Raw genomic sequence first — 23,843 nt, 5'->3', positions numbered from 1 at the left:
CACGGCCGCGATGCCCACCGACACCGCCGCCGAGCACGTGAACCGATACCTGGACCACCTGACGGTGGAGCGCGGCGCAGCCGCCAACACGGTCAACTCCTACCGTCGAGATCTCGCGCGCTACGAGCACTACCTCACCGCACGCGGCATCGACGGCCTCGACGCGGTGACCACCGACGACGTCCGCGAGTTCCTCGTCGAACTCCGCCGCGGCGATCCCGATGCCGGACTGGGCCCGCTGGCCGACAGCTCCATCGCACGAACGCTGGTGGCGGTCCGCGGTTTCCACAAGTTCGCCACCGCCGAAGGCATCGTGGCCGCCGACGTGGCACACGCCGTCCGCCCGCCGCGCCCGGCCCGGCGGCTGCCCAAATCACTTCCGGTGGACGACGTGCTGGCGATCCTGGACTCGGCAGGCAGCGACGATCAGCCACGCGGATTGCGGGATCGCGCCCTGCTTGAACTGCTCTACAGCTGTGGTGCGCGTATCTCCGAGGCGACGTCGCTGGATGTCGACGACATCGACACCGATGCCCGGGCCGTGCGGCTGCGCGGCAAAGGGGGCAAGGAACGGGTGGTGCCGGTCGGCGGCCCCGCAGTGGACGCGCTCGAGGCATACCTCGTCCGCGGCCGTCCCGCGCTGGTCCGTCGTGCCGAACCGGCGCTGTTCCTGAACGTCCGCGGCGGGCGGCTGTCGCGGCAGAGCGCGTGGCAGGTGCTGGTGGATGCGGCGCATCGGGCCGGGCTCGACACCGCGGTGTCGCCGCACACCCTGCGCCACAGCTTCGCCACTCATCTGCTCGACGGCGGTGCCGATGTACGTGTGGTGCAGGAGCTCCTCGGGCACGCCTCGGTCACCACGACGCAGGTCTACACACTGGTGACGGTGAACACCATGCGTGAGGTGTACGCCACGGCTCATCCGCGGGCCCGGTGACCAGCGAAGGGCAGGTCGGCCTGTTTTGCATCGGCGATGCTCCGCAGGATCAGCCCTCCGACCCACTAGGCTGGCAGGAGCGCTTTGCGGTCGAGACAAGTGAAGGGAGCTGCGGACACGTGAGCACCCCGGGGGCACCGCGGTCAACCGCCCACGAGCAGTACCGCATTCCGGTCTCGCCGTCGCACGACGCGGATGAGGACGCCGACCACCACAACGAGATCGGTCCCACCGGTCGCCCGTACCGCGAGATCCCCGAGCCGACACCGCTCGATCGGCACGGCCCGGCCACCGTCGTCGCGGTGTGCAACCAGAAGGGCGGCGTCGGCAAGACCACGTCGACGATCAACCTCGGTGCCGCACTGGCGGAGTACGGCCGTCGCGTTCTCCTGGTGGATCTCGATCCGCAGGGCGCCCTCTCGGCCGGCCTGGGCGTGCCCCACCACGAACTCGAGCAGACGGTCTACAACCTGCTCGTGCCGCCGCAGGCGGCAACCGACGACGTGTTGATGCGGACCCGCATCGAGGGACTGGACCTGCTGCCGAGCAATATCGATCTCTCGGCTGCCGAGATCCAGCTCGTCACCGAGGTGGGCCGGGAGCAGTCTTTGGGCCGCGCCCTGCATCCGGTGCTCGACCGCTACGACTTCGTTCTGATCGACTGCCAGCCGTCGCTGGGGTTGCTCACCGTCAACGCGCTGGCCTGCGCCGACACCGTCGTCATCCCGATGGAGTGCGAGTACTTCAGCCTGCGTGGCCTGGCCCTGCTCACCGACACCGTGGACAAGGTGCGCGACCGGCTCAACCCGCGACTCACGTTGGGCGGCATCCTGGTCACCATGTTCGACGCCCGGACCCTGCATTCGCGTGAGGTGATGTCGCGGGTCGTGGAGGTGTTCGGTGACGCCGTCTACGACACGGTGATCAGTCGCACGGTGCGGTTCCCGGAGACCAGTGTCGCCGGTGAACCGATCACCTCGTGGGCGCCCAAGTCGGCCGGGGCCAACGCCTATCGTGCGCTGGCGCGGGAGGTCATCGCCCGCGACGCCTCGCCGGCATGACCGCGGATGGACCGGACACGGAGGAGAAGCCGACCGGTTTCCAGGTACGGCTGCCCAACTTCGAGGGACCGTTCGACCTGCTGCTCAACCTGATCAGTCAGCATCGGCTCGACGTCACCGAGGTGGCGCTACACGAGGTGACCGACGACTTCATCGCGTACACGCGCGACCTGGGTGCCGAGGTCGGGTTGGAGCAGACCACCGAGTTCCTGGTGGTCGCCGCGACCCTGCTGGATTTGAAAGCGGCCCGGTTGCTGCCGTCCGGGGAGGTCGACGACCCCGAGGATCTGGCGCTGCTCGAGGCGCGCGACCTGCTGTTCGCCCGCCTCCTGCAGTATCGGGCCTACAAACAGGTGGCCGCGTTGTTCGGCGAGCTGGAAGCGGCGGCGCTGCAACGTTATCCCCGGTCGGTGTCGCTGGAGAAGCAATTCGAGGAACTGTTGCCCGAGGTGACCCTCGGCGTCGACGCCCGGGGCTTCGCGAGCGTCGCGGCAACCGCTTTCACACCCCGTCCGACACCGACCGTCGGACTCGATCATCTCCACGACAGCCACCGGGTGTCGGTTCCCGCACAGGCCCGGCGGATTGCCGAATTGCTCACCGCGCTACCCGGCTCATGGCTGACATTCCCCGAGCTGACCGCCGATTGCGCCGACGGGCTGGAAGTGGTCGGAAGTTTCCTGGGGCTGCTCGAGTTGTACCGCGAGCGGGCCATCGCGTTCGAGCAGCCCGAGGCACTCGGCGACCTACAGGTCAGTTGGACCGGTGATCGCGACATGAACGAACTGAGTATGGACAAGGCGGAGGACTACGGATGACCGATCAGACCGACGCCACCGCGGACCCCGCCACCGAGCAGTCGTTGTTCGCCCAGGACGCCGAGCCGGCGCTCACCGACGCCCGCCTACGATCCGCCCTGGAAGCGGTGCTGCTGGTGGTCGACACACCGGTGACCGTCGAGGAACTCGCCTCGGCGGTCGACGAGCAGCCGAGCCGCGTACGGACGATGGTGACCCGGATGTCGGAGGAGCTCACCGCCGCCAACAGCGGGATGGACCTGCGCTTCGCCGGCGACGGTTGGCGCTACTACACGCGCGCCGAGTACGCGCCCTACGTCGAACGGCTCCTGCTCGACGGTGCCCGGTCGAAGCTGACCCGCGCGGCGCTGGAGACGCTGGCGGTCATCGCCTATCGGCAACCGGTGACGCGCGCCCGGGTGAGCGCGATCCGTGGTGTCAACGTCGACGGGGTCATCCGCACCCTGGTCGCGCGCGGCCTCATCAACGAGGTGGGTGCCGACCCGCAGACCAGCGCGATCATGTATTCGACGACGGAGTTGTTCCTCGAACGACTCGGCCTGGCGTCACTGGCCGAACTCCCGGATCTGGCCCCGCTGCTGCCCGACGTCGACGTCATCGACGACCTCGACGAGGAGCTCTTGACCGATCCACGATTCGCCAAACTCGGCGGTCACCGGTCAGACTCGACAGAGAACATCTCGTCCGAATCGGACGCCGACGACCGGTCGGCGCCCGCGTCGGACACCAACGATCAGGACTGAGAACATGGCATCCGCTAGCCGAGACGGCACACCGGGCCCGCGCAAGAAGCCGGCGCGCGCTCAACAGACAGGCAAACCCGTACGCAAAGCCGGCGCGAAGGGCGCCGGCGCCAAGGGCTCGGGCAAACGGAATCCGCAGGTCGCGGGGCGTTCGACGAAGAAGACCCATCGCAAGGGATCGTCGAAGCCCGACGTGAGGTCGGGTCAGGTGCGCCTCAACAACGCGAAACCTGCCCGACATCAGCACGCCGACTTCGAGACCACCGACTCGGGCGCCACCTACGTCGCCGACGGCGTGCGCCTGCAGAAGGTGCTCGCCGCGGCCGGGGTGGCCTCACGGCGTGGCGCGGAGGAGCTGATCGCGGCCGGCCGTGTGGAGGTCGACGGCGAGGTCGTCACCGAGCAGGGTCTGCGCATCGACCCGGACACCGCGGTGATCCGGGTGGACGGTGCCCGCGTGATCATCGATGAGGACAAGCAGTACCTGGCCCTCAACAAGCCCAAGGGCTGGCAGTCGACGATGTCCGACGACCAGGGCCGTCCCTGCGTCGGCGATATCGTCGCCGAGCGGGTGATGGCCGGCCAGCGCCTGTTCCATGTGGGTCGGCTCGACGCCGACACCGAGGGTCTGCTGCTGCTGACCAACGACGGTGAACTCGCGCACCGACTGATGCACCCCTCCTACGAGATCCCCAAGACCTATCTGGCCACCCTGCGCGGGGAGGTGCCGCGCTCGCTGGGGCGGGTCCTCAAGGCCGGCGTCGAACTCGAAGACGGGCCGGTGGCGGTCGACTCGTTCACCCCGGTCGAGGTCCACGAAGGTCAGTCCCTGGTGCGGATCACCCTGCACGAGGGACGCAACCGCATCGTTCGCCGGATGATGGAGGAGGTCGGTTTTCCCGTGACCGCACTGGTGCGGACCCACGTCGGCGCCGTCGCGCTCGGCGAGCAGCGGCCGGGCAGCCTGCGCGTCCTCGGCAAGAACGAGATCGGGGCACTGTACAAGGCGGTCGGACTGTGAGCGAGACATCCGTGCGCCCGAGCACGCTGGGCGACGGCGACGCACCGCGGACCCGCGTCATCGCCCTCGACGGCCCGGCCGGCACCGGCAAGTCGACGGTGTCCAAGGCACTCGCCGATCGCGTGGGTGCGCGGGTGCTCGACACCGGGGCGATGTACCGTGCCGCCACGCTTGCCGTATTGAATGCCGGTGTGTCGCTGCAGGACACGCCGTCCATCGAAGATGTTGTCGGCCGCGCCGACATCCGACTCGACATCACCGACGACGGGTGTGTCACGTATCTCGACGGTGTCGATGTGTCGGTCGCCATCCGTACCGACCGGGTGACCAATGCGGTGTCCGCGGTGTCGGCGGTGCCTGCGGTGCGCACCAAGCTCGTCGCGGTACAGCGGCGCGAAGCCCAGGGCGCCTTCGTCGTGGTGGAGGGGCGTGACATCGGCACGGTGGTCTTCCCGGACGCGGACCTCAAGGTCTTCCTCACCGCGACGCCCGAGGCGCGGGCGACCCGCCGGCACAAGCAGAACCTCGCCGCCGGTCGACCAAGCGACTACGACGACGTTCTCGTCAGTGTGAATCGGCGTGATCACCTCGACTCGACGCGCGCGGTGTCGCCGCTGCGACCCGCCGACGACGCGGTCATCGTCGACACCAGTGACCTGACCCTCGATCAGGTGATCGACAGCCTCGACGGCCTGGTCCGTGACCGGATCGGAGTGCAGTCGTGAGTGAACACGGTTCGGCAGGTGAGGATCTCGCGCTGCCCGGGGACGGCACCTGGTCGGATGAATCGGAGTGGGAGTTCGGCGATGTGGATGTCGACGGGCAGTCCGTTGATGCCGCGCCGGTACCGGTGGTGGCCATCGTCGGGCGGCCCAACGTCGGCAAGTCGACGCTGGTCAATCGGATCCTGGGTCGTCGAGAAGCGGTCGTCGAGGACATCCCGGGCGTGACACGCGATCGCGTCTCCTACTCGGCGAGCTGGTCGGGACGTCGGTTCACCGTGGTCGACACCGGTGGTTGGGAACCGGATGCAAAGGGTCTGCAGCAGGCGGTGGCCACGCAGGCCGAATACGCCATGAAGACCGCCGACGCCATCGTGCTGGTGGTCGATGCGACGGTCGGTGCGACCGCGACCGAGGAGGCCGTGGCCAAGGTCCTGCGCCGATCGAAGACGCCGGTCATCCTGGCCGCGAACAAGATCGACAGCGAGCGCGCCGAAGCCGAGGCCGCCGCCCTGTGGTCGCTGGGTTTGGGGGAGCCGTACCCGGTGTCCGCGGCACATGGCCGCGGCGCAGGCGATCTGCTCGACGTGATCCTGGACGTGCTGCCCGAGACGCCGCGCGAAGCGACGTCGGTCGGCGGGCCGCGCCGCGTGGCGCTGGTCGGCAAACCCAACGTCGGTAAGAGCTCGTTGCTGAACAAACTCGCCGGTGCCGAGCGGTCGGTGGTCGACAACGTCGCCGGCACCACCGTCGACCCGGTGGACGAGCTCATCGAACTCGGTGGTGAGACATGGCAATTCGTCGACACCGCCGGTCTGCGCCGCAAGGTGCGCACCGCCAGTGGACACGAGTACTACGCGTCGCTGCGCACACGCGCGGCGCTCGATGCCGCTGAGGTCGCGATCCTGTTGATCGATGCCTCCGAACCGATCACCGAACAGGACCTGCGGGTGCTGTCGATGGTGATCGAGAGCGGTCGGGCCCTGGTGATCACCTTCAACAAATGGGATCTCGTGGACGAGGACCGGCGTTATCAGCTGGACAAGGAGATCGACCGCGAGCTGGCCCGCGTGCCCTGGGCGCGGCGGGTCAACATCTCCGCGACCACGGGACGTGCGGTGCAGAAGTTGGTGCCGGCGCTCGACGGGGCGCTGGAGTCGTGGGACAAGCGCATCCCGACCGGCCGGTTGAACAACTGGCTCAAGGAGGTCATCGCCGCGACGCCGCCACCGCTGCGTGGGGGACGGCAGCCGCGGGTCATGTTCGCCACTCAGGCCGCCACCCGGCCGCCGACATTCGTGCTGTTCACCACCGGTTTCCTGGAGGCGGGGTATCGCCGATTCCTGGAACGCCGACTGCGCGAGGAGTTCAACTTCGACGGTTCGCCGGTGCGGATCAACGTGCGGGTGCGCGACAAGCGGGAGCAACGCCGCAAACACTGACCGTGCACGGCCGCAGCCGATGGGCATGCGATACTGCCACTCGTGCTCATCATCGGAATCATCCTGTTCGGAATGCTGATCGGCGCGGGTGCGCAACTCATCCTCGGCAAGGGCGCCAAGGGGATCGACTGGGGCCTGGCCATCGTCGCCGGCCTCGTCGGCTCCTTTGTTGGCGGCCTGCTCATCAGCCTGCTGTCCGGTGACGGCCTGAACTTCCGGGCCAGCGGCATCATCGGCTCCATCGTCGGCGCCATCCTGATAACCGCCGGCTGGATGTACGCCAAAGGCCGCTCCGCCGCCAGCTGACCGCATCGACCCCACCTGCCGTCAAAGACCTCAGTTGCGCGGAAGGTCCCTGACAACAGGTGAGGTCGCTGGTCAGGTGAACGGTCACCACGACACACCTGACCAGGCGATTGGCAGGAATGGGCCGTCGTCGGCTAATGTCATCAAGGCCCCGATCACGGGGCAGTGAGCAATGCCCCTCCGGGGGTAACGGGCTGTGGCGCAGTTTGGTAGCGCACTTGACTGGGGGTCAAGTGGTCGCAGGTTCAAATCCTGTCAGCCCGACAACCAGGAACCCCTCCGACCAGCGCCGGAGGGGTTCCTTTGTATCTGTGTGGCCGTGTCTCTCGGGCCACAGCGCGCTGCGGTCAGCCTGGCGTCACACCCGCCGACCCGCAGCCCAGACGGTCGAAGGCTGCGGCCGACGGATAGTACCGGCCGACGGGGAGGTAGGGCCCCATCGTCGCCTTCTCCTGGCCGGGGATCGCGCGCTGCACCGAAGCCGAGAAGCTCGGGTCGGGCAACATGTTGCGGAGCAACACCATCGTCTGCTGACGGCCACCGGCCGGTAGCCAGGTGACCCCGCATTCGGTGGTGGCGGTCGACGGGCGGGCGTCGACGGCAGAGATCACGATCGTGTAGTAGCCGAGCTCGTCGACGGGGATCTCCTCGTCGTAGGCGCAGCCCAGGTACCCGGTGGTGGGGAGATCCTCGGTGCAGATCGACCAGTATCGGACCTGGCCGGTACCCATCGTCGGTGTGCCGTCGGCGGTGCGCGGCGCGGTCGGGGCCCGGCCACGCAACACCAGCACCGGACCGAATCCGGCGTCCGCGTTGGAGACGACGTACTTGTTGTCGGGGTTGTCGAAGAAGCCGCCTTCCCCGAAGCGGTCGGCGAGTGAGCCGATGACCTCACCGCCGCCGGTGCGTCGGGCCACGCCGTCCGCGACCGCCTGCGCCAGCCCGGTGAACTTTGCCCAGCCCGGCGGATCGTCGCCGTAGGTGCCGGCCGGGTCGGTCACCGCGGCAGTAGGCGCCCGGCCGAGGTCGGAGATGCCGGTGTCCACCGCGGTGGGTGCGGCGCCGGGACACGGTTCGAGTGTGCGGCGCGCGCCGCCGGCCTCCACCGCGACAAGGTTCGGGAGCGGGACACCGCCGGCCTGGTCGGCACCGTCGTCCGGGACTTACACGCGCCAGACCACGATCGCGAGCCCCGGCGGTGAGGTGCGCGTTCCGTCGGCGCTTGTGGTGTAGAGGGTGTTGGCCGGGCGCCCGGTCCGCGGTGCGGCGCCGTCCACGAGCCGTACGGTGAAGTCGCGGTGTGCCGAGGTCCGGTCGGCGCCCGGCAGATAGGGGTTGACCGCACCGGCATCGGGCCCGATAGCGGTGTCATAGAGCCCGTCCACCGACTGTGTCGTCGCCGAATAGGTGGTGACCGAGAAGTACCGGGCATGCGGATACCGGCCGCTGATCTCCACGTGGCCACCGGCGGGGATGCGGACCACACTGGCCCAGTACGACGCCGCCGAATCCGGGAACGCGATGTTGTTGGCGTCGGTGGCGAACTTGGTCGGCCACGCACAGCCGTCGAGCCGCGGCAGATCGGCCTGGGCGGTCGTCGACGGCGCCAGGATTGTCGCCACGCCGGCAACCGCGAGTGTGCAAACCCACCAGAACATGCGATGGGTCGGTCGGCGGCGGTATCTCCAACTCACCTTGGTCATCGTAGAGCCCAGCGACTGGCCTCGAGAATCCTCGTCGTGCCGGCCCCGCCGCGAGGCCGAGCGTCCGAGCAGCCGGACGTCGAGGGCGGCACGCCGATGACGTCGTGACGGTCGCCATCCGATCGCTTGCTAGGGTCGTCCCTGGTCGGCAGGCGTTCTGCTCGGCCGGTCCAGCCCCATTCCGGCACGAGGGCTCCTCGTTGCCAATGCACTCTTCGATGAGGCCATGAAACGCATAGAGCGCCCCGATACCCGGTTCATCTCCGACGACGATCTCGACGTCGCCCCTTGGCGGCTGAGGCTGGAGCGGTGGATCGAGTCCCCACGTGTGCAGTGGTTTGTGGTCGGGGTGATCGCGTTCAACGCCGTCGTACTCGGTGCGCTGACGACTTCGTGGGGCCGCGGGAGTGGGTATTCGGTCCTCAGTCTGCTGGACAACGCCTGTCTGGCGATCTTCGTCTGCGAGATCTCCTGCAAGCTGATCGCGGTGGGGCCCAGGTTCTTCCGGTCGGGATGGAACATCTTCGACTTCGTGGTGGTCGCGGTCTCACTGGTCCCCGCTTCCGGCGCGAGCAGTGCGCTGCGCGCCATTCGGGCACTGCGGATTCTGCGCCTGGTGTCGGCGTTCCCGCAGATGCGTCGGGTGGTGGCAGCGGTATTCGCCGCAGTACCCGGGATGATCTCGATCATCGCGTTACTGGGTCTGGTGTTCTACATCGCCGCAGTGATGGCCACCAGCATGTTCGGCGAGAAGTTCCCCGAGTGGTTCGGCGATCTGGGTGCCTCGGCGTACACGCTGTTCCAGATCATGACCCTGGAGAGCTGGTCGATGGGTATCGTCCGGCCGGTCATGGAGGTCTACCCGTGGGCGTGGGCGTTCTTCGTCCCGTTCATCGTGCTCAGTGCGTTCACCGTGCTCAACCTGTTCCTGGCCGTCATCGTCGACTCGATGCAGGCCATCCAGCGCAGGGACGATCCCGACGCCGAATCCAGCGAGGCCGCCGGTACCGAGGCCTCGGCCCTATCCGGAGAGGAGACGGCCGAACTGCGGCAGGAGATCGCCGACCTCCGGACGTCTATCACCCTGCTGCACGCCGAGCTGCGGGCCGGTGAAAACGACCAGCTCGCCGATCCGCGCTGATCGGTCGGCGGCCGGTGTGGCGCGGTCCCTCCACGAGCGCAGCTGACCCTCGCCCGGCCGGCCCGCTACGAGGGTGAGCGGCCGACATGACGTCGGCACCCGGGAACTCCCGACCGACCACGTGGCAGGAGATCGTCGCCGCAGATCCCGGCCACTCCCACCGCTATCGCGAGCGATTCCGTGAGCTTGCGGCACGTGGCCAGGACATCAACGGTGAAGCACGGTTGATCGACGCCATGGTCCGGCGCGGCGCGCATGTTCTGGACGCCGGGTGCGGCGCCGGACGGCTCGGCGGATACCTCCACGCCGCAGGGTATTCCGTGGTGGGTGTCGACGTGGATCCGGTGCTCATCGACGCTGCCCGCACCGACTACCCTCCTCGCCGACGCCGCCGCCGGAGGTCTCGTGAGTGAGGTGTTGCTGTCGGCCTGGGATGTGCGGCCGTTCACTCCGCACTCCGATTTCCTGGTCGCGGTGCTGCGGCGTTCCGGACGGTGATCGCGCCCAAACTTTCGCAACTTGTTTTACTTGTTTTGCCCTTTTAGGTCCCTACAATGGAGGGCATGCCTGCCACGACCACGCCCGGTGACGACCGCACCACGACCCGGCGCGCGTCTCGGGCCGAGAATGCGTCAGCTGGGCACCGCGGTCGAGCAACGTCGACCGCTTTCGCGGAGGCTCTGAGTGACACACTGAGCAGTGTTCCCAAACCCGCCCGCGACAGTTTCCTGCGCGGCGTCACCGGCGACGACCAACTCGACAGTTCCCTGTGGGGACGGGGTCCGTCGCCGACGCAACGCAAGCAGGCGGCGCTGGAGAATCTGCGCCGACAGTTCGCCGCCCGGTCGGCGGTGCTCGAGTACTCGCTGACCCGTGCCGAGGCAGCTGACCTGCTCGAGGTGTCCGAGCAGGCGGTACTCGACCGCATCAAGGCCGGCGACCTGCTCGGGTTGAAGAAGGGCCGGGAGTGGCGGCTTCCGCTGTGGCAGTTCAACGCCGGCTGCGCCCACGGTTTCGTCCCCGGGCTGGCACGGCTACGGGACTCGTTTCCCGGCGGTGTGGTGTCGCTGACCGAGTGGGCAGCCACCCCCAACGTCGACCTCGACGGCGCGACGCCCACCCAGGCGCTGGCCGCCAACCGGATCGACGACGTGATCGCGGTCGCGGCCACCAGCACATCGGCGGCGTGGTAGCCGCCCTTGCGGCACCCGCTCGCCCGGTCAGCGGGGGACGGGCCTGGACGTGGCGATGGCGTGACCCGACCCCGGCTCACCCGTGGTATTGGTGTCGGATCCACCACGTGTCCGCACACACGTCGGACGGTGCCGCGCACAGGACGTTCGGTCCGCTCCACCGACTCGACCACCACATCCCGACCACGTCGGGTGCGGCGCGCAACTGCCCGGACGATCGATCGATCCTGTACGTCGCCGGCACTCTGGCCACGGCATTCGGCGAGGTTTTCGGCGATCTGCGGACCGCGGCCGTCTGCCCGAATCACCGGGTGGCGCTGGTGAAGCCGACGTCGTCGATCACAGTGCTCGATCTTCGAGGCGAGGGGGCGGCCATGCGGATCGGCGCTCTTCCGTCGCTGGCGACCGGTGACTATCCGCGCGTACGGACACAGGAATGGGCTCGAGCGATCTTCGAGGATCAGCCCGTGGCGCGGCGGGAGGTGCGTGGTGTCTACTACCACGCCGCCCACTCCAACGGTCGCGCTCTGGCGTTGTGGAACACCGACGATCACGTCGAGGTCGTCTCGGCCGCTGACGGTCGGGCTCAGGACTTCGCCCTGAACTCCGCGAGTATGTGGCCGCGGGTCGTCGAGGCCGCTGTGTCGCTCGGGATGCGGGTCGACCTCGTCGAGCGCTGTCCGCGCTGCCGGTGATGCTCGGCCGACACCGGGCAGACCGCCACACCTCGCCTCCCGGCGCGCAGCTGATAGAACACAGCCATGACTGTCACCAAGTCGATACTGCTCTTCGTCCTCGCCGCGCTGCTCGAGATCGGTGGCGCATGGCTGGTCTGGCAGGCGGTACGCGAGCACCGCGGGTGGCTGTGGGCCGGTCTCGGAATCATCGCCCTCGGGGCGTACGGGTTCGTCGCCACCCTGCAACCCGATGCGAACTTCGGGCGGATTCTGGCCGCCTACGGCGGTGTCTTCGTCGCCGGCTCGCTCGCCTGGGGAATGGCACTTGACGGCTATCGCCCGGACCGCTGGGACATCGCCGGGGCGGCCATCTGCCTGCTCGGGGTCGCGGTGATCATGTACGCGCCACGGACGCACTGACACACCGAACAACCGGCGGAATGAGGACGACCACGCCGATGTTGTGGACTGACATGAGCGATCAACCAGAACTCAGCCCCGAGGGGTGGGTACGCGACCAGACCGAGAAGATCCTTGAGCAGGGCACCACGGACGGCGTCCAGGTCATGGACCGTCCGATCGTGCTGTTCACCACCACCGGCGCGAAATCGGGCAAGAAGCGCTACGTCCCGTTGATGCGAGTCGAGGAGAACGGCAAGTACGCGATGGTCGCATCGAAGGGCGGCGCACCCGGGCACCCGTCGTGGTACCACAACGTGAAGGCACATCCGCAGATCACGGTGCAGGACGGCGCTGTCGTACGTGAGCTCACCGCGCGTGAGCTCGACGGTGCCGAGCGTGAGCACTGGTGGGACCTGGCGGTCGCCGCGTACCCGCCGTACGCGGACTACCAGACCAAGACCGAACGACGAATCCCGGTCTTCGTCCTCGAATGACCTGACGCCGCTGCTCCCGACGCATTCCGCGTCGGGAGCAGTTGACTCTCAACCGAGTTCGGCCAGCCGCGTCCAGGTGTCGATGACGGTGTCCGGGTTCAGCGACATGGACTCGATGCCCTGCTCGAGCAACCATTCGGCCAGATCGACGTGATCGCTCGGCCCCTGCCCGCAGATGCCGACGTACTTGCCGCGCGCCTTGCAGGCCGAGATCGCCGCCGCCAGCATGTGCTTCACCGCCGGATCGCGCTCGTCGAACGAGTCCGCGACGAGCGCGGAATCGCGGTCCAGGCCGAGTGTCAGCTGCGTCATGTCGTTGGAGCCGATGGAGAACCCGTCAAAGTGATCGAGGAACGCGTCGGCGATGACCGCGTTGGACGGCACCTCACACATCATGATCACCTCGAGGCCGTTCTCGCCGCGTCGCAGACCGTGTGAGGCGAGCAGCGAGATCACTCCCTCGGCTTCGGCGAGTGTGCGGACGAATGGGATCATGACCTTGACGTTGGTCAGGCCCATCTCGTCGCGCACGTATTTCAGTGCGGCACATTCCATCGCGAAACACTCCGCGAAGTCCTCCGAGAGGTACCGCGAGGCGCCGCGGTAGCCGATCATCGGGTTCTCTTCCTCCGGCTCGTACAGTTCTCCGCCGAGGAGCTTCGCATACTCGTTGGACTTGAAGTCCGACATGCGCACGATCACCGGGTGCGGCGCGAACGCGGCGGCGATCGTCGCGACCCCTTCGGCCACCCGGTCGACGAAGAACGTACGAGCACTCGGGTAGGCGGCGATGGCCTCACCGATCTGCTCCTTGAGCGGTCCGCCGAGGGTGTCGAAGTCGAGCAGAGCCTTGGGATGAATCCCGATCTGGCGGTTGATCACGAATTCCAGGCGTGCGAGTCCGACGCCGCTGTTCGGCAGGCGGGAGAAGGCGAAAGCCTGCTCGGGGGTGCCGACGTTCATCATGATCTTGGTGCTGATCTCGGGCATCGCCTCGATCGAGGATTCGGTGATGTCGAAGTCGAGCAGCCCGTCGTAGACGTGGCCGGTGTCGCCCTCCGCACAGGACACGGTGACTTCACGGCCGGCGTCGAGTGACCGGGTGGCCCCACCAGTACCGACGACGGCGGGGATGCCCAGCTCGCGGGCGATGATCGCGGCGTGGCAGGTACGGCCGCCGCGGTTGGTGACGATCGCGCTGGCGCGCTTCATGATCGGTTCCCAGTCGGGATCGGTCATGTCGGCGACGAGGACCTCGCCGGCCTGGAACTCGTGCATCTGTTCCACCGACTCGAGGATCCGAACCGCTCCGGCACCGATGCGGGCGCCGATCGCCCGGCCTTCGACGAGGACCGTCCCGGTCTCGTTGAGCCGGAAGTGCTGCTGGCCGGTCACCGCGGCCCGCGACTGCACGGTCTCCGGGCGCGCCTGCAGGATGTAGAGCTCACCGTCGACGCCGTCTTTGCCCCACTCGATGTCCATCGGTCGCCCGTAGTGGTCCTCGATCAGCAGCGCCTGCCGGGCGAGTGCCTCGACCTCGGCGTCGGTGAGACTCAGCAACAGCCGTTCGGCGGGGTCGACGTCGACGAACTCTGTGGTCCGGCCGACCGAGCGGTCGTCGGTGTAGACCATCTTGGTGGCCTTCGACCCGATCCCGCGCTTGAGCACCGCGGGTCGGTCGGCGCGCAGGGCGGGCTTGTAGACGTAGAACTCGTCGGGGTTCACCGCGCCCTGGACAACCGCTTCACCGAGGCCGTAGGACGAGGTCACGAACACGGCGTCGGCGAAGCCGGACTCGGTGTCGATGGTGAACATGACCCCCGATGTGCCGATGTCGGAGCGCACCATCTGCTGCACCCCCGCCGACAGCGCGACGGCGTCGTGGTCGAACTCGTGATGTACCCGGTAGGCGATGGCGCGGTCGTTGTACAGCGACGCGAATACCTCGCGCATCGCCTGCAGGATCGCGTCGATGCCCCGTACGTTGAGGAAGGTCTCCTGCTGGCCGGCGAAGGATGCGTCCGGAAGGTCCTCGGCGGTCGCACTGGACCGCACGGCGAACGACGCCTCGTCCGAGCCGCCCGAGAGTTCTGCGAACGCCGCCCGGATGTCGGCTTCGAGATCGTCGGGGAACGGCTGCTCCATGACCGCCGCCCGGATCTCGCGGCCCGCCGCGGCCAGCGCCTGCACATCGTCGGTGTCGAGGTCGGCGAGACGCGCACTGATCGTCTCGGCCAGGCTGGTACCCGTCGCGCCGGGTTGATTCATGAATCGCCGGTAGGCGTCCGCGGTGGTGGCGAACCCGTTGGGCACCCGGACCCCGACGCTGGTCAGATTGCGGACCATCTCGCCCAGAGACGCGTTCTTTCCGCCGACCTGCTCGAGGTCGGCGAGGCCGAGGTCGGCGAACCATCGGACGTTGCTGTTCATGAACTGGCTCCTCAGTCTTGACGGTGGGGCCTGCGTGCGAGCACTTGCAGGATGAGCGTGGACATTTCTTCGACGGACTTCGCCGACGAGTCGATGACGGGCAGGTCATGCGTGCGGTACAGCTCCTCGGCACGCTTGAGTTCGTAGGTGCACTGGCGCAGGGACGCGTACGTCGAGTCGGGGCGGCGCTCTGTTCGGACGGCGCTGAGGCGGGCAGCGGTGGTGAGGATGCCGAAGCACCGGTCGGCCAGATGCCGGATCGGGCGCGGAAGGTCGGTGCTGACGAGATCCTCGTCGACGAGTGGGTAGTTCGCGACACGAAGTCCGTGCTGCAACGCGAGGTACATGGTGGTCGGGGTCTTGCCGCAGCGTGACGGCGCCACCAGGATCACGTCGGCCTTGTCCAGCGTGCGGACACTCTGTCCGTCGTCGTGTTCGATCGCGTACTCGACGGCCTGCATGCGCGCGTTGTAACGCTTGACGTCGCCGACGCCGTGCAGACGCGCCGGGGTACGGGCGCCCCGGGTTCCGAGGATGGACTCGACCTGTTGCATATGTATGTCGAAGAAGTCGATCACCGGGGCACGGGTCTTGTGCAACTCGAGACGAACGTCATCGAGCGCAGCGGTGACGAACACGAGCGGTGTCATGCCGCGGTCCATGGTCGCGTCGATTCTGGCCACGACATCGCGGGCGTCGTCTTCGGTGGTGATGAATGGGATCAGCGCGCGGTCGAACCGGTGATCGGGGAAATGCAACAACAAGGCGTTGCCCATGGTCTCTGCGCTGATACCGGTGCTGTCCGAGAGAAAGAAAACCGGAATCGCGTCACCGGCGTACGTCTCACTCACCCGGTCATTCCCTATCGCCGACGTCACAACTGTGGGCTCTATCCTTACGCAGGCGCTTTCCGAGCTGTCGGGCAGGTCCTCAACCGGCCGTTGGCGCGGCGTTCACTCGCCCGATCGGCGAGGTCTGTGTGACTGCGGTTACGCCTCAGTCAGCCGAGTGGCGAAGGTAACCGTACAGCGCAGCCCTGTAGCCGCGGGTGTAACTCGGTTCGTCATCGTCCGGATCCGGTTCGGACGCCATTGTCGACGACGCGTGGTGGCGCGCCCACGGCGGCGGGAAACCACACAACCGGTCATTGGCGTCATCGAAGCCCCGCTGGAACAGGTCCGGGTCGAGGTGGCCGTCGAGTTCGGGGTCGACGATCGGGAACGACGTGGGCAGGCGCGTGACGACGCCGTGCTCGGTGATGATGTCCAGGTCGAACGAACCCTCGTCGGTGCCCGTCACGTTACTGACCGCCGTTCGGCGAGAGCGCGATACAGGGTGGCTCGGCTGACGCCGAGTGCGGCGGCGATCGCCGGCACCGGCTCGCCGTCGGCGCGCATGCGTTCGGCGATGGCGATCTGTTCGTCGCCGAGCGCGCGCGGTCGTCCGACAGACGCTGCGCGGGTGCGTCGGGACGCATCGGTCACCCGCCGGGCCGGACCGAGTTCCTCGTCGAGCTCGGCCAGCGAGGCGAGCACTCCGACGATCATCGCGCCGGCCGGGTCGTCGGTGTCGAGCCCCTCACGCAGCGAGCGCAGGCCGATCTGTCGATCGGCGAGATCGCGTGCCGTCGCCATCACTTCGGGGGCGGTGCGGCCCAGTCGGTCGATCCCGACGACCACGGTGATGTCGCCCGGTCGTGCGTAGTCGAGCAAGGCGGTGAAACCGGGTCGAAGCGGCATTCGGGTGATCGCGGCGAACGCGTCGCTGTAGATCCTTGCCGGCACGACACCGGCGTCGGTCAGCGCATCAATCTGCGATTCCAGCGTGTGGGCACCGGTGCCCGCACGTGCATACCCGAGCAGCATGCCCGGGTATCCGCTCATCTTGTCCGGTCTCATGACGCGAACACTATCTCAAAATATCTCACAACCGGTTGCGTACACGCCGGCCGTAATTTTGAGATCAGTGAGTCTGGGCTCGCAGACAATGTCCGATTATATCGGCCGACAGAGGACAAGCGTCGCGAAATAGTTCGTCGAATATTGATCCTCGGTACGACTGATATGAGACGAAAGGCGGCGGTCTCGCGCTGCGGGTGCCGTGCGGCGGGCGGCCGGGGCCGCACGGCACGCGAGTTCGGCGTTCGCGCGAGCCGACGCCTTCGTCGGCGTAACGTCGAGAGCACGCTGCAGCCAGGCGATTCGGACGAAAGGCGCACTGCGATGAGTGATCAGCAGGCGGTGAACGATCCACTGTTCGATTTCATCGACGAGATCCTGCGGGGACACTTCGGCCCTGAATACAGCTCCGACACGACGACAGACCGCCGCCATGTCGAACAACTGCTGACCGACGACACCCGCAGGCGGGTGGAGGAGTCTCGCGCGGCCGCCGTCGAGTGGGGACGAGCCGAGGTTGCCGGCGACGTGGTGATCGCGTCGGACCGTCTGGTGATCACCTCACACGGACTGGTCTACGCGGCGGGGATGCGGTCGCCGGGTGGGCGTCAGCCGCTCTACTATCTGGCCACCCCACTCGAGTTGTTCGAGTCCATGGTCGAGCGCGTCGACGCCACGTCGCTGCGGCGTGGGTCGGTGGCGGCGGTCGACGACCGGTTCGGCCACGAACTCGCCTTTCCGTGGCCGCTGGACACGGGACTTCGGCACATGCTCGATGCCCACCACGCGCTGCACCTCGACCTCGCCGAGCACGGCGAGGCGGTTGAGTCGGCGGACGGGTAGACGTGATGTCCGGGCTGAACGGCAGTCGTCGGAGCGACTTGGCCCGTACATTGCATCGGCTGCCGTGGCTTCGTGCCTGCGTGATGCTCGCGCTTGTCGCTGCGGTGTCGGTGGCGGCCGGATGCGGCTCGTCGGATGGCGGCGGCGGATCGACCACCTCGTTGCCGGCGATGCCGGCCGACGCGGTGATGATCGATGTGCGCACCCCAGCAGAGTTCGAGGCCGGGCATCTGCGTGGCGCCCGCAACATCAACCTCGAATCCGGTGACTTCGCCGACGTGATCGCGACGCTGCCCGCCGGCGCGCCCTACATCGTCTATTGCCAGACGGGGAACCGATCGGCCCAGGCCGTGGAAATCATGAGGTCGAGTGGTTTCACCGACGTCACCGATGCCGGTGGTCTCGACGAGGCGCAGATGAGCACCGGCCTACCGATCGAGTCCGGGTCGCCGACCGGGGCCGGTTGATCGCCGAGGGTGCGGACGTAATCGCGTCGAGCGACCGGTGAGCCCGTTCTCAGGAGGCTCGGGCACCGACGTTGCGCTGATGCCAGTCGATGAGTATGCGCGCCACCAACTGCGGGTCATCACACGTCGGGAAGTGATAGCCACGCGGCACCGTTGCCCGCGGCGGTCCATGCCGCGGCGAAAGCGTGACGGTCGCGTGACCAGTGGCTGCCGGCCCCGAACCGGGTCGATGTTGCCGCGGGTAGCCATCCCGTCCAGGCGTCGGACTCGTGCATGAACCCGCTGCCCATGACCCAGAGCATCGCCCGAAACACCGGGCCGGATGGTCGCCACCCGAAGCAGTTGACTGCGACATAGCCGCGGACCCGCTCCGGCCAGTGGCTCACCGCTTGGAGCGATGCCGGTCCGCCGAGGTCGTGGGCGACGATCACGATGTCGGTGAGTTCCAGCGATCGGACCAGCGAATCGAGGGCGTCGGCGGTCTGACCGAGACCTGCTCCATCGCCGGTGTCGGACAGACCCATCGCCGGCGGGTCGAACGTGATCACCCGAAAGTCCTTGTGCAGGCTGGCGGCGAGATCGCGCCAGACACACTCCAGGTTCCGGAATGGACCAGGACCAGGATGGGGCCCGCACCCTCGTCGGTGTAGGCGATCCGGCCGAGGCCGGTGTCGTGGGTTCGGATCGTGACCGGCCAGGTCTCCTGGCTCAGCCAGGCGGGTCGGACGATCGGATCGGTGGTCGCGGGGCTGTGGTGGGCGGCGCTCATGATCTTCCTCTCGCCGGAACGGGACGGATATGAGACGGCTGTACGACCACCGATGTGACCGATCTGGTCACGTTGTCGTTGCGCCGCTCGTCTGATGTCCATGACCGATACACCTCACCCACTCGATCCTCACCGCGTCGAAGAATGGTGGAGCCGATACCACCGACTGGTCTGGGATGTCGCGTACCGGATCGGCGGATCTGTGAGCGACGCCGAAGACGTCGCCCAGGACACCTATCTCCGATTCGTGGAACACCGCGGCGACGTGACGAATCCGAAGGGATGGCTGACGACAGTCGCTGCGCACGCTGCCCTGGACCGGCTGCGCGCCCACGAACACCGCCGTCGCGCCTTTGTGGGCCAGTGGCTGCCCGAGCCGCTGGTGGTGGCCGATGACGCCCTGCCCGTCGAGGACCGGATCACCTTGGATGACTCGGTACGGATGGCCCTGCTCGTCGTCTTGGAGCGGTTGACCCACGCAGAGCGAACGGCCTTCCTGCTGCACGACGTCTTCCGACTCGAGTTCACGACGATCGCCGACGTGCTCGGCACTCTCGCCGGGCTGGTGGCGGTGCTGGCCCCCGATGTGGCAGGGGATTTCGACTCGGGTGGACTCATCGCCGGCGCGCCGGTCGGAGAGGTTCGCGGATCGACCGCGATTGCCACGCAGTTGCTGCGCTCACTGTCCGGACGCGGACTCGAATTCGGAGTCGCGTCGGTGAACGTGGATCCTGGCGCCGTGATCCGACACGCGGATCGAGTGGTCACGGTGATCGCTTTCACCTTCGGGCCCGACGGTATTCGCGTTCTGCACGGCATCGGCAATCCGGACAAGCTCCGCCACCTCAATTGCCGGTAGCCGTCGGCGGATCGCCGAGGTCCCTGCGTGGGCTACTGGAAGGCGCAGCCGCTGTTGATGCCGAACCGCTTGAGGACCATCGCGGCCGGGCAGAAGCCGGTGACGCTCGACTGCAGCAGATTGAGGCCGACGAAGCCGACGAGCAGAAGCCACCAGGGTGAGAAAGCGGCGCTGAGGATGGCCCCGAGCAAGGTCATCGTTCCGGCGATGGCAAAAACGCCACGGTCAATGTTCATGAGAAACCTCCAGTCCTTCGACCCGTTCAGGGCCTCCACCACTATACCCCCGGGGGTATAGTGGTGGCACGGGAAGGAGATGGAGCTCACAACCGAAAGGCCTTGGGGTGCTACACCTGCGTCTCGCGAGATCGCGCGATGATCACGGGGATCCGGGCAGCGTTCACCACGGCATTGCTCACCGACCCGAGCAGCATCCCGGTGAATCCCCCGTGTCCGTGGCTGCCCACCACCACCAGTTGGGCGCCTTGGGCGTAGCCCAGCAGGCCGGTGGCGGGAGAGTCGGCGGCGACCGGGTCGATCACCGGCCGCACCACCACCTCTGGGTGCTCGGCGCGGAAGACCGCCAGATGCTGTTCGAGGACCTCGGCGGCCTTGTCCCGCAGATTGCGGTATTCGATCGGCGCCCAGTTCAACGTGGGGACCTCGAGTCGGCTCATGTCGCTGAAGGCGTGCAGTGCCACCAGCTCGACGCCGCGACGAGCGGCCTCCTCGAAGGCGATCGCGGTGGCGAGATCCGAGGTCGGCGATCCGTCGACACCCACCAGCACCGGCGACCGATCGGACACGCCGTCGGGTGCCGACTCGTCGTGGATGACCGCAACCGGGCAGCGAGCGTGGTGGACGAGACCCGAACTGACCGATCCCAGCACGGCGCCGGCGACCCGGGACTGGCCGCGACAACCGACCACCATGAGTGCCGCGTCTTCGGACACCTCGGTCATCATCGGGAGCACCGGACCGTTCAGCACCTCACCGGTGACGCGCAATTCGCCGGGTGCAGCCGCCTTCTGGGCGACCTCCCGTGCCTGTTCGAGCACGTGCCGGGCATTGTCCTGCTGCCACCGCACCATGTTGAGGTTCTCGAAGCCGTGCGGCCACGGTTCGGCCGGGAGCACGACCGGGGTGATCACGTGGATCAGCGCCAACGGCAGGTCACGCATCTCGGCATCGCGCGCGGCCCACTCGACCGCCGCGGTGGAGGACGGTGATCCGTCGACTCCGACGATGATGCGGCTGGTTCGTGCGTCTGACATGACGACCTTCTCTCTGTGCGCGAGCGAGCGTCGTGGTCGCAGATGTCACCACGACAACTTCGACGTTAGGACGTATCGCGTCCCGTCGCGGGAGGCTTCGGGCCCGCACGCGAGGGCACAAATACCTTGGTCACGGGTTCGGCGCGGCGGGCGTGGCCCTGTCGGATGACTTCGGTAGGGTCCTCCGGGTGAATGCGAGTCCAGCTGTGAAGTCCGTGAACGCACGTCTCGCGGAGGAGTTGTCCGTCGCCGAAGGCCAGGTCATCGCCGCGGTGCGGCTACTCGACGAGGGGTCCACCGTGCCGTTCATCGCGCGCTATCGCAAGGAGGTCACCGGCAGCCTCGACGACACGCAACTGCGCACCCTGGACGAGCGTCTGCGGTATCTGCGGGAACTCGACGAGCGGCGCGCTGCCGTACTCGCCTCGATCGAAGAACAGGGCAAGCTCACCGATGAGCTGCGCGCCGCACTGCTGGCGGCGGAGACCAAGGCGCGGGTCGAGGACATCTACCTGCCCTACAAGCCGAAGCGGCGTACGAAGGCGCAGATCGCGCGGGAAGCGGGTCTCGAGCCGCTGGCGGATCGACTGCTCGCCGATCCGGGGCTGGTGCCCGACGAGTCGGCAGCCGGGTTTCTCACCGACCAGGTCGCGGACGCCGCGGCCGCGCTGGACGGTGCCCGGCACATCCTGATCGAACGCGCCGCCGAGGATGCCGAACTCGTGGGCGCCATCCGCGAGAAGTTCTGGGCCGATGGGTCGATGCGGACCGCGGCACGCTCGGAGGCCGCGGCGGCATCGCCGGCCGCCCAGAAGTTCCGCGACTACTTCGATTTCACCGAGCCCTTGGACTCGATGCCCTCTCACCGGGTGCTGGCCGTGCTGCGCGGGGAGAAGGAGGAAGCGTTGACGCTGACCCTTGACGGGGGAGACGACGACGCTTACGAGGCCATGGTCGCCGCCACACTGGGTATCGACGCGGCCCATCCGGGCGCGGCGACGCCGTGGCTGGTGACGACGGCGCGCTGGGCATGGCGAACGAAATTGATGATGTCGGCCTCGGTCGAAGCACGCGTCGCGCTGCGTCAGCGCGCCGAGGCCGACGCCGTCAGCGTCTTCGCGACGAACCTGAAGGATCTGCTCCTCGCGGCGCCCGCCGGGACGCGCCCGACGCTGGGTCTGGACCCCGGGTTCCGCACCGGTGTCAAGGTCGCCGTGGTCGACGGGACCGGCAAGGTCCTCGACACCTGCGCTGTCTACCCCCATCAACCGCAGAAGCAATGGGATCAGGCCAAGGCCACCCTCGGCGCACTGATCGCCCGCCACGACGTGGACCTGGTGGCCATCGGCAACGGGACCGCGTCGCGTGAAACCGATGCGCTGGCAACGGAATTGGTCGCGGAGATCCGTAAGGCGGGCGGTCGGGCGCCGGCCAAGGCGGTGGTGAGCGAGGCGGGGGCGTCGGTGTACTCGGCGTCGGAATACGCCTCTCGTGAGCTGCCCGATCTCGACGTCTCGTTGCGTGGCGCGGTGTCGATCGCCCGTCGTCTGCAGGATCCGTTGGCGGAGCTGGTGAAGATCGACCCGAAGTCGATCGGGGTCGGCCAGTACCAGCACGACGTCACCCCGGGCACGCTCGCCCGGAGCCTGGACGCGGTGGTCGAGGACGCGGTCAACGCGGTGGGGGTAGACCTCAACACCGCATCGGTGCCGCTGCTGTCACGGGTCTCGGGGGTCACCCCCGCGCTCGCCACCGCCATCGTGGCGCATCGCGACAGCACCGGACCGTTCCGTAGCCGCACCGGACTTCTCGACGTGCCTCGGTTGGGCCCGAAGGCATTCGAACAGTGCGCCGGATTCCTGCGTATCCGCGACGGTGAGGATCCGCTGGACTCGTCCGGTGTCCATCCCGAGGCGTACCCGGTGGTGCGCCGCATCCTCGATCGCGCGGGCGTGGGGATCACCGAACTGATCGGCAACGCCCGGACGCTACGCGGGCTGCGGCCGGCCGACTTCGCCGACGAGCGGTTCGGCATCCCGACGGTGACCGACATCCTCGCCGAACTCGAGAAGCCCGGCCGCGACCCGCGGCCGGCATTCGAGACCGCGACGTTCGCCGCCGGCGTGGAGAAGGTGGCCGATCTGAAACCGGGCATGATTCTCGAGGGTGTGGTGACCAACGTCGCCGCCTTCGGCGCGTTCGTCGACGTGGGCGTCCATCAGGACGGGCTGGTACACGTGTCGGCGATGTCGGATCGGTTCGTGTCCGATCCGCACGAGGTGGTGCGGTCCGGACAGGTCGTGCGGGTCAAGGTCGTCGAGGTCGACATCGACCGCAAACGCATCGGTCTCACGCTGCGGCTCGACGATGAGGTCGGAGCCGGAGGTGGTGTGCAGAAGAAGTCCGGCGGTGGGCGACGACCCGACCGGGCCCAACGCGAGGGCAGCCAGGGGAATAGGTACGGTAAGCCGGGTAAGCGAGGTCGGGACTCGGGCCGCGGCAGTCGCCCACAGCCCACCGGGTCGATGGCGCAGGCGTTGCGCGACGCCGGATTCGGTCGGTAGCCGCACGGCCGCGATCGGCACGCGGCGCCCGGGGCCGGCCGCGACAACTATTGTCGCCGCGGGTTCCGCACACCGCAGCC

At 67.8% G+C, this 23,843-nt stretch carries 27 protein-coding genes, 1 tRNA gene and 1 pseudogene; 19 read left to right on the top strand and 10 right to left on the bottom strand.

Annotated elements, in window-relative coordinates:
- The first annotated feature begins 10 nt into the window (after window positions 1-10).
- The 9 genes from xerD to NWF22_RS23620 all read left to right on the top strand — a co-directional run bounded on the left by xerD (window position 11) and on the right by NWF22_RS23620 (window position 7,314).
- A complete protein-coding gene (xerD, locus tag NWF22_RS23660; protein WP_160904332.1) occupies window positions 11-937 on the top strand; it encodes a site-specific tyrosine recombinase XerD in 927 nt (308 codons plus the stop codon).
- A 119-nt stretch (window positions 938-1,056) separates the two neighbouring features.
- Complete coding sequence (locus NWF22_RS23655; RefSeq protein WP_160904215.1) at window positions 1,057-1,998, top strand: ParA family protein; 942 nt, start codon at window positions 1,057-1,059, stop codon at window positions 1,996-1,998.
- Entirely contained in the window at window positions 1,995-2,816 is an 822-nt protein-coding gene (locus tag NWF22_RS23650) for a segregation and condensation protein A (RefSeq protein ID WP_160904216.1), read from the top strand. Before NWF22_RS23655 ends, NWF22_RS23650 begins: the two co-directional genes overlap by 4 nt.
- Window positions 2,813-3,559 (top strand): SMC-Scp complex subunit ScpB, encoded by a 747-nt coding sequence (gene scpB, locus NWF22_RS23645; RefSeq protein WP_160904217.1) that lies wholly within the window; start codon window positions 2,813-2,815, stop codon window positions 3,557-3,559. Before NWF22_RS23650 ends, scpB begins: the two co-directional genes overlap by 4 nt.
- Before the next feature lie 4 nt (window positions 3,560-3,563).
- Entirely contained in the window at window positions 3,564-4,580 is a 1,017-nt protein-coding gene (locus NWF22_RS23640) for a pseudouridine synthase (protein WP_160904218.1), read from the top strand.
- On the top strand, window positions 4,577-5,305 hold the full coding sequence (gene cmk / locus NWF22_RS23635; RefSeq protein ID WP_258321265.1) for a (d)CMP kinase: 729 nt from the start codon (window positions 4,577-4,579) through the stop codon (window positions 5,303-5,305). The genes NWF22_RS23640 and cmk overlap by 4 nt, the downstream gene beginning before the upstream one ends.
- Entirely contained in the window at window positions 5,302-6,744 is a 1,443-nt protein-coding gene (gene der, locus NWF22_RS23630; RefSeq protein ID WP_160904219.1) for a ribosome biogenesis GTPase Der, read from the top strand. Before cmk ends, der begins: the two co-directional genes overlap by 4 nt.
- Before the next feature lie 42 nt (window positions 6,745-6,786).
- The gene (locus tag NWF22_RS23625) at window positions 6,787-7,050 is read left to right on the top strand and encodes a GlsB/YeaQ/YmgE family stress response membrane protein (protein WP_160904220.1); all 264 of its coding nucleotides are present in this window, start codon (window positions 6,787-6,789) and stop codon (window positions 7,048-7,050) included.
- 190 nt (window positions 7,051-7,240) lie between these two features.
- Window positions 7,241-7,314: transfer RNA gene (locus NWF22_RS23620), tRNA-Pro, on the top strand.
- A gap of 83 nt (window positions 7,315-7,397) precedes the next feature.
- On the opposite strand, the gene NWF22_RS23615 is transcribed toward NWF22_RS23620, so the two are convergent.
- Window positions 7,398-8,156, bottom strand: coding sequence for a hypothetical protein (locus NWF22_RS23615; RefSeq protein ID WP_160904221.1), 759 nt, complete (start codon window positions 8,154-8,156; stop codon window positions 7,398-7,400).
- A gap of 57 nt (window positions 8,157-8,213) precedes the next feature.
- Window positions 8,214-8,672: a hypothetical protein gene (locus tag NWF22_RS23610; protein WP_160904222.1), complete on the bottom strand. Its 459-nt coding sequence runs from the start codon at window positions 8,670-8,672 to the stop codon at window positions 8,214-8,216.
- 307 nt (window positions 8,673-8,979) lie between these two features.
- Here NWF22_RS23610 and NWF22_RS23605 point away from each other — a divergent pair, with 307 nt between their 5' ends.
- The 6 genes and pseudogenes from NWF22_RS23605 (at window position 8,980) to NWF22_RS23580 (ending at window position 12,660) form a co-directional block, all read left to right on the top strand.
- Complete coding sequence (locus NWF22_RS23605; protein ID WP_160904223.1) at window positions 8,980-9,894, top strand: ion transporter; 915 nt, start codon at window positions 8,980-8,982, stop codon at window positions 9,892-9,894.
- Window positions 9,895-9,980: 86 nt separating this feature from the next.
- A pseudogene (locus NWF22_RS23600) lies at window positions 9,981-10,392 on the top strand (class I SAM-dependent methyltransferase).
- A gap of 65 nt (window positions 10,393-10,457) precedes the next feature.
- Window positions 10,458-11,087: a helix-turn-helix domain-containing protein gene (locus NWF22_RS23595; protein WP_160904224.1), complete on the top strand. Its 630-nt coding sequence runs from the start codon at window positions 10,458-10,460 to the stop codon at window positions 11,085-11,087.
- 107 nt (window positions 11,088-11,194) lie between these two features.
- A complete protein-coding gene (locus NWF22_RS23590) occupies window positions 11,195-11,782 on the top strand; it encodes an RES domain-containing protein (RefSeq protein ID WP_258321264.1) in 588 nt (195 codons plus the stop codon).
- 66 nt (window positions 11,783-11,848) lie between these two features.
- The gene (locus tag NWF22_RS23585) at window positions 11,849-12,184 is read left to right on the top strand and encodes a YnfA family protein (RefSeq protein WP_160904226.1); all 336 of its coding nucleotides are present in this window, start codon (window positions 11,849-11,851) and stop codon (window positions 12,182-12,184) included.
- Window positions 12,185-12,237: 53 nt separating this feature from the next.
- Window positions 12,238-12,660 carry a nitroreductase family deazaflavin-dependent oxidoreductase gene (locus NWF22_RS23580; protein WP_160904227.1) on the top strand — a complete coding sequence of 141 codons (423 nt, stop codon included), beginning with the start codon at window positions 12,238-12,240 and terminating at the stop codon, window positions 12,658-12,660.
- A 48-nt stretch (window positions 12,661-12,708) separates the two neighbouring features.
- On the opposite strand, the gene ppsA is transcribed toward NWF22_RS23580, so the two are convergent.
- From ppsA to NWF22_RS23560, 4 genes are all read right to left on the bottom strand, one after another.
- On the bottom strand, window positions 12,709-15,090 hold the full coding sequence (ppsA, locus tag NWF22_RS23575) for a phosphoenolpyruvate synthase (RefSeq protein WP_160904228.1): 2,382 nt from the start codon (window positions 15,088-15,090) through the stop codon (window positions 12,709-12,711).
- An 11-nt stretch (window positions 15,091-15,101) separates the two neighbouring features.
- The gene (locus tag NWF22_RS23570) at window positions 15,102-15,941 is read right to left on the bottom strand and encodes a pyruvate, water dikinase regulatory protein (RefSeq protein WP_160904229.1); all 840 of its coding nucleotides are present in this window, start codon (window positions 15,939-15,941) and stop codon (window positions 15,102-15,104) included.
- A gap of 145 nt (window positions 15,942-16,086) precedes the next feature.
- Window positions 16,087-16,389, bottom strand: a complete 303-nt coding sequence (locus NWF22_RS23565; protein ID WP_160904230.1) for a hypothetical protein — start codon at window positions 16,387-16,389, stop codon at window positions 16,087-16,089.
- Window positions 16,386-16,955: a recombinase family protein gene (locus NWF22_RS23560; protein ID WP_160904334.1), complete on the bottom strand. Its 570-nt coding sequence runs from the start codon at window positions 16,953-16,955 to the stop codon at window positions 16,386-16,388. Before NWF22_RS23560 ends, NWF22_RS23565 begins: the two co-directional genes overlap by 4 nt.
- Window positions 16,956-17,312: 357 nt before the next feature.
- Here NWF22_RS23560 and NWF22_RS23555 point away from each other — a divergent pair, with 357 nt between their 5' ends.
- Both NWF22_RS23555 and NWF22_RS23550 read left to right on the top strand, forming a co-directional pair.
- The gene (locus NWF22_RS23555) at window positions 17,313-17,831 is read left to right on the top strand and encodes a glucose-6-phosphate dehydrogenase (protein WP_160904231.1); all 519 of its coding nucleotides are present in this window, start codon (window positions 17,313-17,315) and stop codon (window positions 17,829-17,831) included.
- Window positions 17,832-17,869: 38 nt separating this feature from the next.
- Window positions 17,870-18,298, top strand: coding sequence for a rhodanese-like domain-containing protein (locus NWF22_RS23550; RefSeq protein WP_202399057.1), 429 nt, complete (start codon window positions 17,870-17,872; stop codon window positions 18,296-18,298).
- Between the two features lie 119 nt (window positions 18,299-18,417).
- Here NWF22_RS23550 and NWF22_RS23545 read toward each other — a convergent pair whose 3' ends face one another.
- Both NWF22_RS23545 and NWF22_RS23540 read right to left on the bottom strand, forming a co-directional pair.
- A complete protein-coding gene (locus NWF22_RS23545) occupies window positions 18,418-18,846 on the bottom strand; it encodes an alpha/beta fold hydrolase (protein ID WP_258321263.1) in 429 nt (142 codons plus the stop codon).
- Window positions 18,843-19,067, bottom strand: coding sequence for a hypothetical protein (locus NWF22_RS23540; protein WP_233752042.1), 225 nt, complete (start codon window positions 19,065-19,067; stop codon window positions 18,843-18,845). Before NWF22_RS23540 ends, NWF22_RS23545 begins: the two co-directional genes overlap by 4 nt.
- Window positions 19,068-19,167: 100 nt before the next feature.
- Between NWF22_RS23540 and NWF22_RS23535 the strand changes: the two genes are divergently transcribed.
- Window positions 19,168-19,926, top strand: coding sequence for a sigma-70 family RNA polymerase sigma factor (locus NWF22_RS23535; protein ID WP_160904232.1), 759 nt, complete (start codon window positions 19,168-19,170; stop codon window positions 19,924-19,926).
- A gap of 32 nt (window positions 19,927-19,958) precedes the next feature.
- Here the strand turns inward: NWF22_RS23535 and NWF22_RS23530 are convergent, their stop codons facing one another.
- Complete coding sequence (locus tag NWF22_RS23530; protein ID WP_160904233.1) at window positions 19,959-20,162, bottom strand: YgaP family membrane protein; 204 nt, start codon at window positions 20,160-20,162, stop codon at window positions 19,959-19,961.
- A 110-nt stretch (window positions 20,163-20,272) separates the two neighbouring features.
- A complete protein-coding gene (locus NWF22_RS23525) occupies window positions 20,273-21,199 on the bottom strand; it encodes a universal stress protein (protein ID WP_160904234.1) in 927 nt (308 codons plus the stop codon).
- A 206-nt stretch (window positions 21,200-21,405) separates the two neighbouring features.
- Between NWF22_RS23525 and NWF22_RS23520 the strand changes: the two genes are divergently transcribed.
- Complete coding sequence (locus NWF22_RS23520; RefSeq protein ID WP_373691968.1) at window positions 21,406-23,763, top strand: Tex family protein; 2,358 nt, start codon at window positions 21,406-21,408, stop codon at window positions 23,761-23,763.
- The last annotated feature ends 80 nt before the right edge of the window (window positions 23,764-23,843 follow it).

The organism is Gordonia mangrovi (assembly GCF_024734075.1).
In the GTDB taxonomy this organism is placed as follows: Bacteria; Actinomycetota; Actinomycetes; order Mycobacteriales; family Mycobacteriaceae; genus Gordonia; species Gordonia mangrovi.
This window is presented reverse-complemented; position numbering and strand designations above follow the sequence as displayed.

Excerpts from the sequence above, each read along its gene's own strand:
- xerD (WP_160904332.1), top strand. The coding sequence starts at position 11 with ATGCCCACCGACACCGCCGCCGAGCACGTGAACCGATACCTGGACCAC.
- NWF22_RS23535 (WP_160904232.1), top strand. The coding sequence starts at position 19,168 with ATGACCGATACACCTCACCCACTCGATCCTCACCGCGTCGAAGAATGG.
- NWF22_RS23525 (WP_160904234.1), bottom strand. The coding sequence starts at position 21,199 with ATGTCAGACGCACGAACCAGCCGCATCATCGTCGGAGTCGACGGATCA.
- NWF22_RS23585 (WP_160904226.1), top strand. The coding sequence starts at position 11,849 with ATGACTGTCACCAAGTCGATACTGCTCTTCGTCCTCGCCGCGCTGCTC.
- NWF22_RS23640 (WP_160904218.1), top strand. The coding sequence starts at position 3,564 with ATGGCATCCGCTAGCCGAGACGGCACACCGGGCCCGCGCAAGAAGCCG.
- NWF22_RS23605 (WP_160904223.1), top strand. The coding sequence starts at position 8,980 with ATGAAACGCATAGAGCGCCCCGATACCCGGTTCATCTCCGACGACGAT.
- NWF22_RS23555 (WP_160904231.1), top strand. The coding sequence starts at position 17,313 with ATGAGTGATCAGCAGGCGGTGAACGATCCACTGTTCGATTTCATCGAC.
- NWF22_RS23580 (WP_160904227.1), top strand. The coding sequence starts at position 12,238 with ATGAGCGATCAACCAGAACTCAGCCCCGAGGGGTGGGTACGCGACCAG.
- NWF22_RS23595 (WP_160904224.1), top strand. The coding sequence starts at position 10,458 with ATGCCTGCCACGACCACGCCCGGTGACGACCGCACCACGACCCGGCGC.
- ppsA (WP_160904228.1), bottom strand. The coding sequence starts at position 15,090 with ATGAACAGCAACGTCCGATGGTTCGCCGACCTCGGCCTCGCCGACCTC.
- NWF22_RS23530 (WP_160904233.1), bottom strand. The coding sequence starts at position 20,162 with ATGAACATTGACCGTGGCGTTTTTGCCATCGCCGGAACGATGACCTTG.
- scpB (WP_160904217.1), top strand. The coding sequence starts at position 2,813 with ATGACCGATCAGACCGACGCCACCGCGGACCCCGCCACCGAGCAGTCG.
- NWF22_RS23540 (WP_233752042.1), bottom strand. The coding sequence starts at position 19,067 with ATGAGCGCCGCCCACCACAGCCCCGCGACCACCGATCCGATCGTCCGA.
- NWF22_RS23650 (WP_160904216.1), top strand. The coding sequence starts at position 1,995 with ATGACCGCGGATGGACCGGACACGGAGGAGAAGCCGACCGGTTTCCAG.
- NWF22_RS23560 (WP_160904334.1), bottom strand. The coding sequence starts at position 16,955 with ATGCTGCTCGGGTATGCACGTGCGGGCACCGGTGCCCACACGCTGGAA.